This window comes from Nocardia sp. NPDC019395 (assembly GCF_040632335.1).
In the GTDB taxonomy this organism is placed as follows: domain Bacteria; phylum Actinomycetota; class Actinomycetes; order Mycobacteriales; family Mycobacteriaceae; genus Nocardia.
In genome coordinates this window covers 107940-123570 of the sequence record NZ_JBEYBT010000005.1, presented here as the reverse complement: position 1 = coordinate 123570, position 15631 = coordinate 107940, and the positions used below count along the sequence as shown (strand labels likewise).

13 protein-coding genes are annotated in these 15631 nt (G+C 68.1%); 7 read left to right on the top strand and 6 right to left on the bottom strand.

Annotation, left to right across the window (positions count from 1 at the left end; all coding sequences use genetic code 11):
- The first annotated feature begins 78 nt into the window (after positions 1-78).
- The 4 genes from ABZ827_RS16105 to ABZ827_RS16090 all read left to right on the top strand — a co-directional run bounded on the left by ABZ827_RS16105 (position 79) and on the right by ABZ827_RS16090 (position 4628).
- Positions 79-717, top strand: a complete 639-nt coding sequence (locus ABZ827_RS16105) for a maleylpyruvate isomerase family mycothiol-dependent enzyme (RefSeq protein ID WP_357237542.1) — start codon at positions 79-81, stop codon at positions 715-717.
- 91 nt (positions 718-808) lie between these two features.
- Positions 809-2206 (top strand): sigma 54-interacting transcriptional regulator, encoded by a 1398-nt coding sequence (locus ABZ827_RS16100; RefSeq protein WP_357237541.1) that lies wholly within the window; start codon positions 809-811, stop codon positions 2204-2206.
- Between the two features lie 28 nt (positions 2207-2234).
- Positions 2235-4187: a VWA domain-containing protein gene (locus ABZ827_RS16095; RefSeq protein ID WP_357237540.1), complete on the top strand. Its 1953-nt coding sequence runs from the start codon at positions 2235-2237 to the stop codon at positions 4185-4187.
- Between the two features lie 33 nt (positions 4188-4220).
- Positions 4221-4628: a TIGR03668 family PPOX class F420-dependent oxidoreductase gene (locus ABZ827_RS16090; protein WP_357237723.1), complete on the top strand. Its 408-nt coding sequence runs from the start codon at positions 4221-4223 to the stop codon at positions 4626-4628.
- A gap of 19 nt (positions 4629-4647) precedes the next feature.
- Here the strand turns inward: ABZ827_RS16090 and ABZ827_RS16085 are convergent, their stop codons facing one another.
- Both ABZ827_RS16085 and ABZ827_RS16080 read right to left on the bottom strand, forming a co-directional pair.
- Positions 4648-5238, bottom strand: coding sequence for a TerD family protein (locus ABZ827_RS16085; RefSeq protein WP_357237539.1), 591 nt, complete (start codon positions 5236-5238; stop codon positions 4648-4650).
- A 677-nt stretch (positions 5239-5915) separates the two neighbouring features.
- Positions 5916-6431: a MarR family winged helix-turn-helix transcriptional regulator gene (locus ABZ827_RS16080; protein ID WP_357237538.1), complete on the bottom strand. Its 516-nt coding sequence runs from the start codon at positions 6429-6431 to the stop codon at positions 5916-5918.
- 163 nt (positions 6432-6594) lie between these two features.
- On the opposite strand from ABZ827_RS16080, the gene ABZ827_RS16075 reads away from it, so the two are divergent.
- The 3 genes from ABZ827_RS16075 (at position 6595) to ABZ827_RS16065 (ending at position 10275) form a co-directional block, all read left to right on the top strand.
- Positions 6595-7941, top strand: coding sequence for an MFS transporter (locus ABZ827_RS16075; protein ID WP_357237722.1), 1347 nt, complete (start codon positions 6595-6597; stop codon positions 7939-7941).
- Between the two features lie 179 nt (positions 7942-8120).
- Positions 8121-9266 (top strand): hypothetical protein, encoded by a 1146-nt coding sequence (locus ABZ827_RS16070; protein WP_357237537.1) that lies wholly within the window; start codon positions 8121-8123, stop codon positions 9264-9266.
- A gap of 292 nt (positions 9267-9558) precedes the next feature.
- Positions 9559-10275, top strand: coding sequence for a DUF1906 domain-containing protein (locus ABZ827_RS16065; RefSeq protein ID WP_357237536.1), 717 nt, complete (start codon positions 9559-9561; stop codon positions 10273-10275).
- 16 nt (positions 10276-10291) lie between these two features.
- Here the strand turns inward: ABZ827_RS16065 and ABZ827_RS16060 are convergent, their stop codons facing one another.
- From ABZ827_RS16060 to typA, 4 genes are all read right to left on the bottom strand, one after another.
- Positions 10292-10753 carry a hypothetical protein gene (locus ABZ827_RS16060; protein WP_357237535.1) on the bottom strand — a complete coding sequence of 154 codons (462 nt, stop codon included), beginning with the start codon at positions 10751-10753 and terminating at the stop codon, positions 10292-10294.
- A 118-nt stretch (positions 10754-10871) separates the two neighbouring features.
- Positions 10872-11768, bottom strand: a complete 897-nt coding sequence (gene mshB / locus ABZ827_RS16055; RefSeq protein ID WP_357237534.1) for an N-acetyl-1-D-myo-inositol-2-amino-2-deoxy-alpha-D-glucopyranoside deacetylase — start codon at positions 11766-11768, stop codon at positions 10872-10874.
- On the bottom strand, positions 11765-13552 hold the full coding sequence (locus tag ABZ827_RS16050) for an ABC transporter family substrate-binding protein (RefSeq protein ID WP_357237533.1): 1788 nt from the start codon (positions 13550-13552) through the stop codon (positions 11765-11767). Before ABZ827_RS16050 ends, mshB begins: the two co-directional genes overlap by 4 nt.
- 50 nt (positions 13553-13602) lie before the next feature.
- Entirely contained in the window at positions 13603-15501 is a 1899-nt protein-coding gene (typA, locus tag ABZ827_RS16045) for a translational GTPase TypA (protein ID WP_357237532.1), read from the bottom strand.
- Positions 15502-15631: the final 130 nt, after the last annotated feature.

The window sequence follows — 15631 nt, the reverse complement described above, 5'->3', positions numbered from 1 at the left end:
GCACCGGTGATCGTGTCGGTGGACGCCCGTAATCTCCTATCCGGCATCTGCCGCCGAGCCCGAGCGCGTGGAGGAAATATGAAGGATGTGTGGCCGACCGTCCGGGCTGAGCGCGGCGCTCTCATCGCGGATCTCGAGGGGCTGACCGATGAGCAGTGGGAGACGCCGTCGCTGTGCGCGGGGTGGTCGGTGCACGATGTGCTCGCGCATATCGTGGCGAGCGCGAAAACATCGAAGCTCGGATTCGGCTGGGAGTTCGCGCGGGCACGCTTCGATTTCGACCGATTCACCGAAAACGGCGTGGAACGCGAGCGAGCCGTGAACCCCGCCGAAACGCTCGACCGGTTACGTGCGGTGCTGGACCGAACCGTGTCACCACCGGCTCCGGCCGACAGCAGGCTGGTGGAGATGATCGTGCACGGGGAGGACATCCGGCGGCCGCTGGGGCTGTCGAGGGCATATCCGGAGGAGGCGGTCACGGACGCGCTGCGGTTGCAGATCCGCACCTCGGCGGGATTCGGTGGTGGGCGGGAACTGGTCTCCGGGCTCGCTCTGGTGGCGGACGATTCCGATTTCACAACGGGGTCGGGTGCCGAGGTCAGGGGTCCGTTGCTCGCACTGCTGCTGGTCGCGTCGGGACGCGGTGTGGCGGCTGCCGAGCTGCACGGCAGCGGTGTCGAGACGCTGCGGGAACGGGTAGCCGATCACGCCCGCTGAACCGTGGGCCGGGCCTTGTGCCGAACCTGGATCGGCTACTGTGACGGGCTATCTGTCGACCGATGGGCGAAATCGTCGTAGCGTCGGTGAGGTGACTGCGCCAACAGACCTGCCCGCCACCGCGGGCGCGTTACGGGCGGCCGGGTATGTGCCGCGGAGTGTGAAGGCCGAGATCCGGGAGAATCTGCTGGCCCGGCTGGGGTCGGGGAAGGACCCGTGGCCCGGGATCGTGGGATTCGAGCGGACCGTGCTGCCACAGCTGGAGCGGGCATTGCTGGCCGGTCACGATGTGGTGCTGCTGGGTGAGCGGGGGCAGGGCAAGACCCGGTTGCTGCGGACCGTGCTCGGGTTGCTCGACGAATGGACCCCGGTGATCGAGGGCAGCGAACTGGGCGAGCATCCGCTGGAGCCGATCAGCCCCCAGGGGCGGCGGCTGGCGGCCGAACTCGGCGACGATCTGCCGGTCGCCTGGCGGCATCGGTCGCATCGGTACGCGGAGAAACTCGCCACACCCGATACGTCCGTGGGCGATCTGATCGGTGATGTCGACCCGGTGAAGGTCGCCGAAGGACGCAGCCTCGGTGATCCGGAGACGATCCATTTCGGGTTGGTGCCGCGCGCGCATCGCGGGATCGTCGCCGTGAACGAACTGCCGGATCTGGCGGAACGGATCCAGGTCGCATTGCTGAACGTCATGGAGGAACGCGATATCCAGGTACGCGGCTATACGCTGCGGCTGCCGCTGGATGTGCTGCTGGTGGCCACGGCCAACCCCGAGGACTACACCAACCGCGGCCGGATCATCACCCCGCTCAAGGACCGTTTCGGCGCGGAGATCCGGACCCACTACCCGCTGACCGTGCCGGCCGAGATGGAGTTGGTACGGCAGGAAGCCGATCTCGTCGCCGAGGTGGGTGATCCGCTGATCGAGGTGCTGGCCCGGTTCGTGCGCCGGCTGCGGGAATCGCCCGCCATCGACCAGCGCTCCGGTGTTTCGGCGCGGTTCGCGGTGGCGGCGGCCGAAACCGTGGCCGCGGCGGCACTGCGCCGGGGCGCGCTCACCGGGGAGAACCCCGCCGTCGCACGCCCGGTCGACCTGGATTCGGTGCCCGCCGTGCTGCGGGGCAAACTGGAATTCGAATCCGGCGAGGAAGGGCGGGAACAGGAACATCTCACCCATATGCTGCGCCGGGCCTTCGCGGACACCGCGCGCGGACGCCTCGGTGGGCTGGATCTGCGGCCGTTGGCCGAGGCCGTCGAGGCGGGGCATCTGGTCACCACGGGTGAGCGGGTCCCGGGGTCGCAGGTGCTGGCCGGTCTGCCGGAGCTGCCCGTCCTGCACGAGGTGGCGGTCCGGCTCGGCGTGGACATCGGTGACGCGCCGCAGCGGATCGCGGCGGCGGTCGAATTCGCCCTGGAGTCATTGTATTTGGCGCGGCAGGTGGCCAAGGATTCCGATGACGAGGGCACAGCGGTGTACGGCGGGTGACCGCGGTACAGGTCGGTGAAGAGGCGGTATGACAGCAGTGGACCGGTATTCCTACGGGCCATATCACGACGGGCCCGATCCACTGGCGCCCCCGCTCGACCTGCGCGAAGCGCTGGCGGATATCGGGCGCGACGTGATGGAGGGCTCCTCCCCGCGCTCGGCGCTGGAGGAACTGCTGCGGCGCGGGACGACCCGGCTCCCGGGTCTCGAAGAACTGACGCGCCGGCTGTGGGAGCGGCGGGCGGAGATCTCCCGCAACCATCGGCTGGACGGTACTTTGCAGCAGGTCCGGGAACTGCTGGACAAGGCCCTGGAAGCCGAACACCGTGAGCTGTTCCCCGACCCCTCCGACGATGCGCGGTTCGCCGAAATGCAACTGGACGCACTGCCGTCGAGTACCGCGGGCGCGGTGCGCGAACTCGGCGAATATCAGTGGCGGTCGGAAACCGGGCGGGAGAACTATCGCAAGATCCGCGATCTGCTCGGCCAGGAGCTGCTGGAATCCCGGTTCCAGGGCATGAAACAGGCCCTGGAGAATACGACACCGCAGGATGTGGAACAGGTCCGGCGGATGATGTCGGATCTCAACGATCTGCTGGCCGCGCATGCCAGGGGCGAGGACACCACCGAACAGTTCGCCGAATTCATGAGCGAGCACGGTCAGTACTTCCCGGAGAATCCGCGCGATACCGAGGAGCTGATCGACAGTCTGGCCGCTCGCGCCGCCGCCGCGCAGCGGATGCTGAATTCGATGTCGGAGCAACAGCGTTCGGAGTTGAACGAACTGCTCGGGCAGGCGTTCGGCGACCCGGCGCTGGCCCAGCAGATCGCCGCGCTGGATGAGAACTTGCGGTCGCTGCGTCCGGGCGAGGACTGGGAATCCGGGCGGCGTTTCCGTGGTGACAGCCCGCTGGGCATGGGAGAGGCAGTAGAGGCAATGCAGGATCTCGGTGAGCTCGACGAACTCGCCGCGCAACTCGCCCAGTCCTACCCCGGTGCGCGGATGGAGGATATCGACCTCGAGATGCTGGAGCGGCAACTCGGCGCCGACGCCCGGGTCGATGCCGCCCGGCTCGCGGAACTGGAGCGGGAGCTGCGCCGTCAGGGCCTTTTCGAGAAGGCGCCCGACGGGTCACTGCGGTTGACCCCGAAGGCATTACGCCGGCTCGGTGAGGTGGCGCTGCGTGATGTCGTCGGGCAACTGCGCGCCCGGAAGGGACAGCGGGACACCGCCCGCGCCGGAGCGGCGGGGGAGCCGACCGGCGCGAGCCGGCCGTGGGAGTTCGGCGATACCGAACCCTGGGATGTCTCTCGGACGGTGCGCAACGCGGTACTGCGGTCGGCGTCCACCGGGAGCCGCACGGTGACCCTCGATGTCGCGGATGTGGAGATCGTCGAGACCGAGCAGCGTTCCCGCGCGGCCGTCGCGCTGTGTGTGGACACCTCGTGGTCGATGGTGCAGGACGGGCGCTGGGTTCCGATGAAGCGCACCGCGCTGGCCCTGCAGCATCTGATCAGTACGCGGTTCCGCTCCGACGCGCTCGAACTGATCACCTTCGGGCGGCACGCCGAGACGGTGGAGATCGGGGAACTGACAGCGCTGGAACCGGTCTGGGAGCAGGGCACGAACCTGCACCACGCGCTCCTGCTGGCCGGACGGCATCTGCGCCGGCACCCGGACGCCGTGCCGGTGGTGCTGGTGGTGACCGACGGTGAACCGACCGCCCATCTGGAATCGGACGGTACGGCGTTCTTCAACTGGCCACCGGACCGGCGCACCCTCGCCACCACCATGCTTCAGGTGGATTCCCTTGCGAAACTGGGTGCCTCGATCTCGGTGTTCATGCTCGGTGAGCAGCCGCGGCTGGCGGCGTTCGTGGATATGGTGGCCCGGCGCAGCGGCGGCCGGGTGGTGGCACCGGACCTGGACGGGCTCGGTGCGGCAGTGGTCAGCGACTATTTGCGGGGCCGGCGGCGCTGATCACGGCCCGGCCCGCGAGGAGTGCGGATGCGGTTGGACGAACAGCAGGCGCGGGCGCGATTCGCCGCCGCGCGCGTCGCCAGGCTCGCCACGGTGACAGCCGAAGGGCTCCCGCATATCGTGCCGATCGTTTTCGCCGTCGCCGGCGACACCGTCTACACAGCCGTCGACGCGAAACCGAAATCCACTACGGCACTGCGACGCCTGGCGAATATCGAGGCGAACCCGGATATCGCCGTGCTGGTGGATTTCTACGACGAGGACTGGACGCGGCTGTGGTGGGTACGTGCCGACGCCGTCGCGCGGATCGTCACGGGGGAACGGGCGCGAATCGGTCTGGAACAGTTGACCGTTCGCTATCCGGTCTACCGGGACCAGCCGCCACCGGGGCCGGTGCTGGCGCTCGAGGTCACCCGGTGGTCCGGCTGGTCCGCCGGATGAATTCACGCTCAGCGGCGGATCACTGACCGCCACCCATAGCGAAGCGCAGCAGTGCCTGCTTATCGCCCTGCTTGATCTTGCCCTTACGGTTGAGCACTTCCAGCTGCCAGACGTCGCCGTTGCGGAATGTCCGTGCGACGGCGTTCGCGTTATCGGCGCCCAGCAGGGACGGCCAGATATCGGCGACCTGCTGGCTGCTGCCCCCGGACGCGTCGTAGACCTTGAACGAGATATTGTTCGCCTTCTCGAAGGAACTACCCTTCTTGAAGGCGGCCGCGACGAAAACAATCGCGTCGATACCGCCGGGAATATCGGCGAATGTGACGTGCACGGTTTCGTCGTCACCGGCCGCCGCACCGGTCTGCTCGTCGCCGGAATGCAGAACGGAATTGTTGCCCAGCGGGTCCAGCGAATCGAGCCCGGCGAAACGTACGGGTTCGCTGCCCTGCATCAGAATGGCGATGAGGTCCAGGTCTACGCCTTTTTTGCGGCGCACCCAGCCGAGCGCGCCACCGCTGGCGCCCGCGGAGGGATCCCAGCTGACTCCGACACTCAGCTTGGTGATCCCCGCGAGATCCGCTGCGCCGTCTTCTTTCTTGAGCGTGATCATGGGGTTCAGGCTACCTGGGTTTTCGGCGCCGGCTTCGGGTGTGTTTATGGGGTCGACTCCGGCGGCGCGGGGGCGGGGGGCGTTATCAACCGCGGTCTGGGTGTGGAGTGTCTGTGGGGGTAACCGCGAGCTCGGCGTGGAGTATCTGTGGGTAGTAGCCGCGCTCACGGTGTAGACCATCCGGTAGTAGCCGCGCTCACGGCGTGGACCATCCGTGAAGGGGCGGGCTGTGTTTTTGGAGCCGCTCCGCGGCTCGAGGGCGGGGCCCTATTAACCCGGTTCTTCACTCCCGCCGGGCGGTCGCTGCGCTCCCTTCCTCTGGTCGCTCCAGAACCGGGCGGGCCCCGCCCGCACAGGTGGATCAGATCGAAAGGTGTCCGGGGGTACTCGAGCAGCCGGGAGCTTCCTTCCGGCGTAGAGCCCTCCGTGGGGGGTAATTGCGCTGACGGCGTCGACGGTCCGTGAAGGGGCGGGCTGTAATTTTGGAGCCGCTCCGCGGCTCGAGGGCGGGGCCCTGTTAACCCGGTTCTTCACTCCCGCCGGTCGGTCGCTGCGCTCCCTTCCTCTGGTCGCTCCAGAACCGGGCGGGCCCCGACCGGAGAGGTGAGCAGATCGAGGGGCAGGGGTGGGTGCTCGAGCCCGGGAGGTGGGCTTACGGTGGTCGGGTGCTGCGGGGGCTATCGAGGGTGTGAATTCGCGGGGCGGTGGGGGCGGGGCCAGGGGTGGCGGACGAGGCCTTCGACGCCTTCGTTGAAGCGTTCCATCAAGTGGACCAGTTGGTCGATGTCGGCGGCGGGCCAGCCCGCGAGGACGCTGTCCACGCCGTCGCGTTGTAGTTCGAGGTCGGCCTCGAACAGTTCGAGTCCCTTTTCGCTGGGGCGGATCTTGCGGGCGACTCCGCCGTCGGGGTCGGGGACGCGTTCCACCAGATCCTGGTCCAGCATCGCGGCGACCTGGCGGTTGATGGTGGAGACATCCAGAGCGAAGGCTTCGGCGAGTTCGCGCAGCGACAGCGGTGCCCCGAGCTGGAGCCGGGTCAGGATCAGATACGCGGATCTGTCCAGCTGGAACGGTGTTCTGCGGCGTGCGGCCGGGTGGTGCCGGGACAGCAGGGTCAACTCCAGGACGAGACGCGCCAGGACGGTGGGATCCCGGTGATCCGCCGTCCCGGTGGGCAGAGCCGAATCGGACATCCGGTCACTATGTCGCCTGATTCGTCCGATTGCAAAATGGTGCACGATACACAAGCTATGTAACGTGCATAGGGTGACCGCTGTAGCCGACGACCCCGCCAGATCCGGCGAACGGGGTCGTCCGGGCGTATCACCGACACTCCTGATCGCCACGCTCAGCACCATCGGCATCGTCGTCTCCCTCATGCAGACGCTGGTCGTTCCGCTCATACCGAGCCTGCCGGCGCTCTTGGACACCAGCGCTACCAACGCTTCCTGGGTGATCACGGTGACCCTGCTGGCCTCGGCGGTGTGCACCCCGATCAGCGGCCGGCTCGGCGATATGTTCGGCAAACGCCGCATTCTGCTGTTCGACCTGCTGGCCATGGTCGTCGGTTCGGTTCTGTGCGCGATGTCCTCGTCGCTGATCCCCTCGGTCGCCGGCCGCGCGCTCCAAGGGGTGGCGATCGGTGCCATCCCGCTGGGTATCAGCATTCTGCGGGACGAATTACCCCCGGAACGTGTCGGTTCGGCCATGGCCGTGATGAGTTCCACGCTGGGCGTGGGCGGTGCGATCGGCCTGCCGCTGGCTGCCGTCATCGCCGAGAACACCGATTGGCACGTCCTGTTCTGGGCGGCGGCCGCGCTGGGCACTGTCGGTGCCGGGCTGATCTTCCGATTCGTGCCGGAATCGTCCGTGCGCACCCCGGCCCCTTTCGATTTCGGTGGCGCGGCGGGGCTGGCGACAGCCCTGCTCGCCCTGCTCATCGCGATTACGCAGGGCGCGCAATGGGGTTGGACCAGTTCCTCGATCCTGACCCTGTTCGCGGTATCGATAGTCGTCTTTCTCGGCTGGGGTCGCTACGAACTCGGCCGGCGGCACCCCCTGGTCGATCTGCGCATCTCCGCTCGACCCCGCGTGCTGTTCACCAATATCGCCTCGATCGCCGTCGGATTCGCGCTCTACGGCATGTCACTGACCTTCCCGCAATTGCTCATGGCGCCCGCCGAAACCGGTTACGGGCTCGGGCTGTCCATGGTCGACGCCGGACTCGCGCTCGCACCCAGCGGTTGCGTGATGATGCTGCTCTCACCGGTATCGGCCCGGATCTCGGCCCGGTTCGGCCCGAAACTGACCCTCGGGGCCGGATCGGCGGTGATCGGACTGGGTTACCTGTGTGCCTCGGCGCTCATGGACAGCGTCTGGCAGATCATGCTCGCCTCGGTGCTGGTCGCGGGCGGTGTCGGTCTCGCCTACGCCGCGATGCCCGCCCTGATCATGGGCGCGGTGCCGATCACCGAAACCGCTGCCGCCAACGGGTTGAACGCGTTGATGCGCTCGGTCGGCACCTCCACCTCGGCTGCGGTGATGAGTGCCGTTCTGGCCAATATGACCATCACCCTCGGCAGTCATGCCCTGCCGTCACGGGATGCGTTCCACACCACCTTCCTGATCTCCGTCACCGCCGCGTGCGTGGCCATCGCGCTCACCACACTCATCCCGATGCGAACGGATCCGGCGCGGGCGTAGTGATCCCCCTGCCGTAATACCTCGGCGGTCTGTTGGTCTGTGGGAGCCTGCCGCTGTCGCCGATATCGAGATCGCCGCATACGGCCGGCTGTAGCCGGGCGGCCCGAACGACCCGAAACCTCGATCGCGTACCGTGACCTTCAGCGGTGGAGGTGAAGGTGAAGGTGTCGGAACGACTCATGGAACCGATCGAACCGGTCGCCCCGGAATGGATCGACTACGCCGAATTCGGCAGGAGATTCGTCACGCACGCGGTGACCGAATCGCGGATCGAGCGGGCAGTCGCCGGGATCGTCGGTCGCGGACTCACCATCGGCCCGTTCAACCTCGGCCCGGCCGGCCTCGCCGGATTCCTGGCCGAAGGCAGAATCGGCCGCCCGGTCGTGGTGCACCGAGGCCCGCATATCAGCTTCGATGTGCGGATACCGGTCTCGCTGGCCGCCAAGATCCTGCTCGGCGGCCGTAGGCTCGGGCTGGAAACCGTGGTCTCGATCGACCTCACCTTCCATGCGCGCACCGCCGACCCGCTGCTCATCGTGATCGATATCCCGGAGGTCCGGCGCTCGGATGTGAGCGTTCTGCTGCGCCTGGCGGCCGCCGATTCGGTGGCCGAATGGCTGCTCGACCCCATATCCGGCCTGCTCCAGCGTGAGGTCGCGAACCGGGTGAACACCATGCTGCGCGACCCGGGAGTTATGCGCAGTCGCATATACGACGTCCAGGCAATCGTCGACCGGAGGCGTTCCCCGCATCGCGAGCGCACCGAATTCGAGTGGATCGACTACGCGGAATTCGGCCGCCGTTTCTTCCCGGGCATCGTTACCGGCGAACGCCTGGGCGGGTTCGTATCGCACCTGGCCGGCCGCCGGATCGAGATCGGTCCCTTCCGCACCGGTCCACGTTCGGCGGCCGAGGTCACGGTGCGCGGTGAGGTCGGACAACCGCTACTCACCGACCGGCCGCCGGTTCCACCGGCCGACGACGATATCGCGCTGGTGCGTTTCGACCTGACGGTCCCGGTAACGCTGGACATCACCGTCAACGTCCTCAAGGACAACCGCTACCGGGCGGATCTCGAGATCCCGCTGGTCCTCACGGCTCACGCCGCGGATCCGCTGCTGATCGTGGTCGAGGTGGATCCCCCGGTCCGCGAACATGTCCGCCTCGAGTACGCGGCGCAGGGGATGCGCGCCGCCGCGCTCGGGACGCTGGCGGGGATCAAGAAACAGATCGTCGCCCAGGTGGTGCGAGTGGTCCGTGCGGAGCTGGCCGACCCGGCCACTCGGACGCTGGATGTGGCCGAGCGAATCGACCGTCTGTTGTAGTCGTGACAGGCCCGGCCGGAACTTCCATCGAGGTCAGTGGCCGCCGGATCTGCCGAGTCCGGCAAGGCGCTGCGGGTTTCGGTTCCTGAGACAGAACGCGCACTGGGGCCGCCGAGTCCTGCGATGCAGGGAAAGGTTGCGGACTCCGGGTGGCAGCCAGCGCGCCGACGCGTCGAGATGCGCTGTGTGTGATGCAATACTCTCCACGTTCGAGGCCCCGGCGCGTGTGTTGCTGATGGGGAGGGTGCGCCGGGCACGTTGTTGTCCACCCGGTGTGCGAAGGAGTTCCTTGATGGTTTCCGGCCTGTCTCGTCGTGCGTTGTTCGGGTATGCCGGTGCTGCTGTCGCGGTGGGGGCGGTGGGGTCCGCAGTGACGACATCGCGCGCGGGCGCGGCACCGCTGGGTACCTTGCTCGACTACGCGGGGGGTGTGCCGGGAGCCGAGGCGATCAAGGCGGCCGGGCATGTGGGCGTTATCCGGTATGTCTCGGATCGCCGGCCGGGGGCGGAATGGATGGCCGGAAAACCCCTGCTGGCCGACGAAGTGGCGGAATTGCGGGCGGCCGGGCTGGCGATCGTGTCCTGCTACCAGTTCGGGAAGGGACCGACGGCGGACTGGCGGGGCGGGTTCGACGCCGGGCGGCGGCACGCCGAACGTGGACTGGCGCTGCACCGTGCCGCCGGTGGGCCGGAGAATCGGCCGATCTATGCCTCGATCGACGACAATCCCACTCCGATCGATTTCGCGACGATGATCCTGCCGTATCTGCACGGGTGGCAGGAAGTGGTCGGGCGGCCGAACACCGGCGTCTACGCCAACGCGCCCACCATCGAACTGGCCCGGGTGGCCGGTGTCGGTGCCTGGTTCTGGCAGCACGATTGGGGGACGCCGGCGGGATTCGTGCATCCGGCAGCGCATCTGCACCAGTTCGAGATCGACGACCGGACGGTCGACGGGGTCGGGGTGGATGTGAACGATATCCGGGCCGCCGAATACGGGGCCTGGTGAACGCCCGGTCCGTCGCTCACTTCTTCTGCGCCGGGCGTTTCGACTGGTTGGCCACCACGAACATGTAGATCAGCGGGACCACGGCACCGCACAGGAACAGCAGCAGGGTCGGCAGATCGCTGCGGAGCGGGAAGTCACCGCCGGGCCCCCGGCTGGCCGCGGTCAGGAAGGCGGCCAACCAGGCGCCGACCGGCAGGAACAGCACCGACAGCCGGGTACTCACCGTCTCCGCCGCCCACACCAGGGCCAGATTCACCGGGCCGGCCAGCAGCGCGGTGATCGGGAACGCCACCGCGCCGATGTACAGGGGCAGGTAGAGGACCTCGAGGATCAGCGCGATCACCGCGTCCAGCATCAGGACCGCGATGATCACGGGGCGGGGGATACTGTTCGCCGCCGCGTCGAGCCATCTGCCGATTCGTGCCTTGGCGCCCGGGGTCCCGGTGGTGGCCGCCGAGTTCTCCACGCCGGTGGTCATCCGCGCGGCCGGGCTGCCGGCGGCGAACCTGCTGTTTCCCGCGCCGCGTGGGCACGGCCACCCTCGAATTCCCAGTGCTGCATGCGGACGAGTCTATTCGGCTGTGCGGCGTGCCCGGTCAGGTGAGTCCGGCGAACAGATCGTCTTCGCGCCCGTCCGCGGCCCGGGGTCCGGTACGGCCGCGGGCCAGCACATAGTGCTCCTCGGGCAGTACCGGCTGGGCGACCATATTGGTCAGCGCGAATTCGCGCCCCGACGGCGCGACCATGAGTTGCGTGGCGTGCGCGCGCAGGGCCGCGCGTTTATCGGTCAGCACCTCGGCGACGTCGATCGTCGTGGTGACCGAACTGCTCGGAACACAGGCCAGTTCGTTCTCCACGGCCAGTCGCCAGCCGGGCGGGAGGGCCCCGGGCAGACCGTCGACGGTTCGCCGTGCCAGAGCCCGCAGATGGTCGTGCAGGATATCGGCGTCGGTCACGGTCCAGTAGAGCTTGGGAGTGTCCCAGCCCCGGGCGGCGGCGTCGGTGACGGCCGCGGTGGTGATCAGGTGCGCCCGGATATGGTCCGGGTGACCGTAGCCGCCGTTGGGGTCGTAGGTCACCACAACGCGTGGCCGTAGCCGCAGAATCACCTCGGTGAGCGCGGCGACGGCGGCGTCGCCGGAGTGGACGAACGCACGCGGGTGCTCGGCCGCCGGGGTCCCGGCCATACCGGAATCACGCCAGCGGCCGGCGCCACCGAGAAAACAGGGTGGCCCGGCACCGAGTTCGGTGAGTGCCCGGGCGAGTTCGGAGATGCGGAAGCCGCCGAGCTGGTCGGCGCGATCCGCGGCGAGCCCCGCCCATTCCTCGCCGATTATTTCGCCTTCTTCACCGAGTGTGCAGGTCACGACCGTGACCGGTATCCCGAGGCGGCGGTAGTGGGCGATGGTGCCGCCGGTGGTGATGGATTCGTCGTCGGGATGGGCGTGTACCAGCAGCAGTCCACCCTGCCGGTCCGGTTCCGCCGCGCTCACGGCACCCGCCGCCACATGGCCGCGTCGCCGAAGATCCCGGCCTGGATAGCCCCGCTGAGTGAGGCGCCGTCCACCGACGGGCCTGCCGCGGCGACGACATTGTCCTGCACGATCGGCAGCACAATGGATTCGCCCCACAGCCGGGGTTCGGCATCGGCCAGCGTCCGGGGGACCTCCACCCCGCGCAGTGCACCGTCGATCGCCGGCTGGAATTCCGGATCGCAGATACCGGACAGGTTGCTGGGCGCCTGCCGAGCCGCTTCCACCGCCGCCGGAACCTCGGATTCGGTCGAGTCCTCGTCTTCGTCCTTGTCCGCCACGACCGGAGCCACGGGCGGACACCCGTATCGGGAGGCCAGCGAGGTCGCGGGATCCACTCCCGTTGCCTCCCAGCCGACCACGGCGTCGACCGTGTTCTCGACCAGCGCCTTGCCGTACAGCTCATCGGCCGGCAGATTGCGCACCGAGGCGTCGATACCGGCGCTGCGCAGCTGGTCGGCGGCGGTGTTGGCGACGGACAGGGCGGTGTCGTCACCGGTGACCGCGCCGATCCGGATCACCAGAGGTTCGCCGTTGCGGGCCAGCGAACGCGGCCGCGGCGCGGGGGAGGTCGCCGAGACAGGCGGCGGCTCCGGTGATCTGCCGAAACCGGCCTCGGCCAGTAGTCCGAATGCCTGGTCGGTGCTGAGCGGGGGCGGTTGGGTCGGCGTATAGCCGGGGTCGGAGGGGGAGAGCACCTGTGCGCGTACCGGTTCCACCCAGTTCCCGGTCTGTGCCCCGACAGTGGCCAGCAGGGCCGGATCGAGCAGGCCGAGTATCGCGGTGCGGACCCGCTGATCTTCGAGCACGCCCCCGCGTCCGTTGAGGGTGAGCCGGAGCTGGCGGGACTGCGGCATGATCGCGGTGCGGACCGAGGGGATCGCGGCGAGCTGCGCTTCGGTGGCGACCCCGCCGTGCACCAGCGCCATCTGGGTATCGCCGTTGCGCAGCGAATCCGCGAGCTGTGCCGGGGTGCCGCCGCGGCGCAGCAGGATCTGGTCCGGGCGCGCCGGGCTGCCCCAGAACCGGTCGTTGCGTTCCAGCAGAATTTCGTCACGGCCCGGATCAGCGGATTCGATGCTGAAATTACCGCCGGACACCGGTATCTGCTCGACCAGGGTGCGCTGGAAACCGCCCGGCGAATCCTTCATGAGGTGCGAGGGCAGCAGATTGGCGAACAGTTGCGGCCACGCCGGATACTGCTCGTTCAGGGTCACGGTGACTGTTTTCCCGCCACCCGAGGACCGGACGTCGGAGATGTGCCGATAACCGGCCGGGTCGATCACACCGGGTTGGGTGATCATCTGCTGCCACAGGTACCAGAAGTCCTCGGCCGCGATGGGGGCGCCGTCGGACCAGTTGGCCTGGTCCTTCAACTTGTAGGTGACGGTGAACGGTGCCTGCGAGGTGACCGTGGCGGATTCGATGAGCGCGGTATCCGGTACCCACTGCGTCGCCCCGGGCACCGCCGGATCGGGGGTCGGGCGGAACGGGCTGGGCAGCACCATGGCCGCGACCGCGGACGTCGCCGGGGACAGGTTCGATCGCAGATGCGGGTTGAAGCCGATCCCGATGTCGTCGACAGCGACCACGACCGTGTTCTTGGTCGGCAGCGCCGGTTCGGTTTTCGGGCTGTCGGTACTGGCGATGGGCGGCGGCGGGTCGGCGGTGCACCCGGCCAGTACCGGGATGAACACCGCCAACAGCACCAGCACGCGCCACACCGCGCGCCTCCCCGAAATCATCCTCGGCACTCTACCCATACCCGTGCCGCCACGTCCGGCCGCGAAACCGGCTACAGCGCGGCCCGGTCGCGGGCCTTGCGGCGGGACAGTTCCCGGGCCCGCTCGTTGGCGGCCAGGGTGACTTTGCGCACCCGCACGAACTCCGGGGTCACCTCGACACATTCGTCGGCGGCGCAGAATTCCATGGCGGCTTCCAGGTCGAGCTGCAGCGGTTTGGCGAGCGTTTCCATGACATCGGCGGTGGAGGACCGCATATTTGTGAGCTTTTTCTCTTTGGTCACATTGATATCGAGATCCTCGGCTCGCGGGTTGACCCCGACGACCATGCCCTCGTAGGTCTCCGCGCCCGGTTCCACGAAGAACTGGCCGCGGTCGGCGAGCTGGATCATCGCGAACGGGGTGACGCTGCCGGACCGGTCGGACACCAGCGATCCGGTGTGCCGGGCCCGGATCTCGCCGGCCCACGGCGCATAACCGTGCGAAACGGCGTTGGCGATACCGGTGCCGCGGGTCTCGGTGAGGAAATCGGTACGGAACCCGATCAGCCCGCGTGAGGGCACGATGAACTCCATCCGCACCCATCCGGCGGCATGGTTGTTCATCTGCACCATCTTGCCCTTGCGGGCGGCCAGCAGCTGGGTGATGGCACCCAGGTATTCGTCCGGGCAGTCGATGGTGAGCTCTTCGTAGGGCTCGTGCACCTTGCCGTCGACCTGGCGGGTCACCACCTGCGGTTTACCGACGGTCAGCTCGAATCCCTCGCGCCGCATCTGCTCGACCAGGATGGCGAGCGCGAGTTCGCCGCGACCCTGCACTTCCCAGGCATCCGGACGGCCGATATCGAGCACGCGCAGCGAGACATTGCCGACCAGTTCCTGGTCGAGCCGCGATTTCACCATGCGGGCGGTGAGTTTGTGTCCCTGCACCCGGCCGACCAGCGGCGAGGTGTTGGTGCCGATGACGACCGAGATGGCCGGCTGGTCCACGGTGATCCGGGGCAGCGCGACCGGTTGCTCGGGATCGGCGAGAGTATCGCCGATCATGATGTCGGAGATACCGGCCACGGCGACGATATCGCCGGCCACCGCCACCTCACCCGGCTGCCGCTCGACGCCGACGGTCTGCAGCAGTTCGGTGATCTTGACGTTCTTCACCCCGTCGGCATGCATCCACGCGACGTTCTGGCCCTTGCGCAGTTCACCGTTGTGGATCCGCACCAGCGCGAGCCGGCCCAGGAAGGCCGAGGCGTCGAGGTTGGTGACATGGGCCTGCAACGGCGCGGTCGCGTCGCCCTTGGGGGCGGGGATGTTCTCCAGCAGCACGTCGAACAGGGCGTCCAGGTTCTCCGCGTTCGGCACCTCGCCGTTCTGCGGCTGCTCCTTGGACGCCTTGCCGGCGCGCCCGGAGGCGTAGAGCACGGGCAGGTCGAGGGCGAGTTCGGCGGCTTCGGCGGCGTCGTCGTCGAGATCGGAGGCCAGGTCCAGCAGCAGATCGTGGCTCTCCTCGACGACCTCGGCGATACGCGCGTCGGGCCGGTCGGTCTTGTTGACCACCAGGATCACCGGCAGGCTCGCCGCCAGCGCCTTGCGCAGGACGAAACGGGTCTGCGGAAGGGGGCCCTCCGAGGCGTCGACCAGCAGTACGACACCGTCGACCATGGACAGGCCGCGCTCGACCTCACCGCCGAAATCGGCGTGACCGGGGGTGTCGATGACATTGATGACGGTGACGCTGCCGTCCGGATGGTGCCGGTGTACGGCGGTGTTCTTGGCGAGAATGGTGATGCCCTTCTCGCGCTCCAGATCGCCGGAATCCATCACTCGATCGACGAGTTCGGCTCGTTCGGCGAAGGCGCCGGACTGCCGCAGCATGGCGTCGACGAGCGTCGTCTTGCCGTGGTCGACGTGGGCCACGATGGCGACGTTGCGAAAATCGCGTGCAGACGACACGCCGGTTCCTCCTGCTGGTTGGCTGTTGCTTATCGGCCGGACCCCAAAACAGGGAGAGACGGACTCACCGGGCATCTGGGCCGGTTCCACCTTACCGGGGCCGAGGCAGGCCGTCGGCGCCGCCCAAAGG